Consider the following 1,938-nt stretch of genomic DNA (forward strand, 5'->3'; position numbering starts at 1 on the left):
CTGTTTGTCACGTCCAGCGCAGACAAAGAAGTGGGTGACTACTAGAGGCACATGATTCAGATCAACCAGCGAGGACCCATTTGGCAATGGGGCGGCGTGGCGATCGTCGCAACCGCTGTAGCGAGCGCCGTGCTGGCGCTGCGGTTTACAGGCGTGCTGCAAGCCAGCGAGTGGGCAATGCTCGACCAGTTCTTTCGCTGGCGTCCACCAGAGCGAGTGGATGACCGCATCTTGATTGTTAGCGTGGATGAAGCGGATATTCGCTATGTCAAACAGTGGTCTGCGTCCGATGCGACGATCGCCGCTCTGCTGAACAAAATCAAAGCTGGTAAGCCCAAAGCGATCGGGTTGGACCTCTACCGGGATTTGACCGTGCCGCCCGGAACAAAAGCATTAGAGGACGTGTTTCGCTCGACGCCGAATCTGATCGGAATTGAAAAGAAAGTGGCAGACCGCAGAAGTGCCCCAGTTGCGCCGCCGCCCGTTCTGAGTCAGCTTGGACAGGTCAGCTCGAATGATGTGGTGCTGGATACAGATGGAAAACTGCGGCGGGGCTTACTGTTTCTGACTCCGGATTCCGAGGACGCCATTCCCAGCTTGGGGCTATCGTTAGCGCAGATTTACTTGGCAGATTACGGTATCGTGCCGACAGCTGCGGCTGATGGTGCAATGCAGTTGGGCAACACCGTGTTTCGTCCGTTTGAGGCGAACGACGGCGGCTATATCCGAGCGGACGCCGCCAGCTACCAGATTTTGCTCAATTACCGTTCTGCCCCGTTCGATCGGGTCTCCCTAACCGATGTGCTAGAAAACCGAGTGCCGTCGGAGCGGGTGCGCGATCGTGTGGTTCTGATTGGTGCCGTCGCCCGCAGCCTCAACGATTTCTTTTACACCCCGTTCAGCAGCACGCTGGTCGGCTATCCAGAGCAAACCGCAGGCGTCGAAGTTCAGGCACATCTGGCTTCCTCAATTCTGAGTTCCGTTTTGGACCAGCGACCGCTGCTGCAAACGGTGTCCGACCCGCTGGAAATCATTTGGATTGTGCTGTGGTCTGCTGTGGGAGCCAGTGTGATCTGGGCGGTGCGATCGGACAAAGCCCAATCTACGACTTATTTGCGATCAATACTAGGATTGCTAGTCGTGGCGACCGGGCTGCTGAGCGGTGCCTATGCGCTGTTTCTAGCGAGCTGGTGGATTCCTGTTGTGCCGCCGCTGCTGGTGCTGGTGGGGTCTGCCACGGTGATGACTGGGTATATCGCCCAACTGGAGCGGTCCGATCGCAAAACCGTGATGACGCTGTTTGGACGGCATGTCGCTCCCGAAATTGCGGCTGTGATCTGGCAGGAACGGCACCAACTGCTGGAAGCGGGACGCCTCCCCGGACAGCAAATGAGCGCAACGGTGCTGTTTGCTGACTTAAGAGGCTTCACTGCCATCACGGAGCAAACCGATCCGAGAACCCTGATGCAGTGGCTAAACGAGTGTATGGAAGCGGTGGCAGAAACCGTTCTGGCACACGGCGGCATTGTCGATAAGTTTATTGGCGATGCGGTGATGGCGGTATTTGGCGTGCCGATTCCCCGCACCACAGCAGACGCGATCGCCCAAGACGCCAATGCCGCTGTGCGCTGCGCGGTGGCGATCGCCGCTACCCTAGAACGGCTCAACCAAACTTGGCAGCAGCAAGGACGCCCGATCGCCAGTATGCGAATTGGTATTGCTACCGGACCGGTCATTACCGGAAGCTTGGGTAGTTCCCAACGGCTCGACTACACGACGATCGGCGACAGCGTCAATGTCGCAGCGCGCCTCGAAAGCTACAACGAATCAATGGATGGAACGGTCTGTCGGATTCTAATTAGTCAGGAAACGTATCGGTATGTTCAGGAACAGTTTCCAACGCGATTTGTTGATACTGTTCACTTGAGAGGGCGTCAG

The 1,938-nt window shown here is 57.1% G+C and carries 1 protein-coding gene; it reads left to right on the forward strand.

What is annotated here, in order from left to right; all coding sequences use genetic code 11:
• Positions 1-51: 51 nt before the first annotated feature.
• The coding region (locus tag H6F43_RS23100; protein WP_190342882.1) for an adenylate/guanylate cyclase domain-containing protein at positions 52-1,938 on the forward strand (1,887 nt) is incomplete at its 3' end.

This window comes from Leptolyngbya sp. FACHB-36 (genome assembly GCF_014695955.1).
In the GTDB taxonomy this organism is placed as follows: domain Bacteria; phylum Cyanobacteriota; class Cyanobacteriia; order Leptolyngbyales; family Leptolyngbyaceae; genus FACHB-36.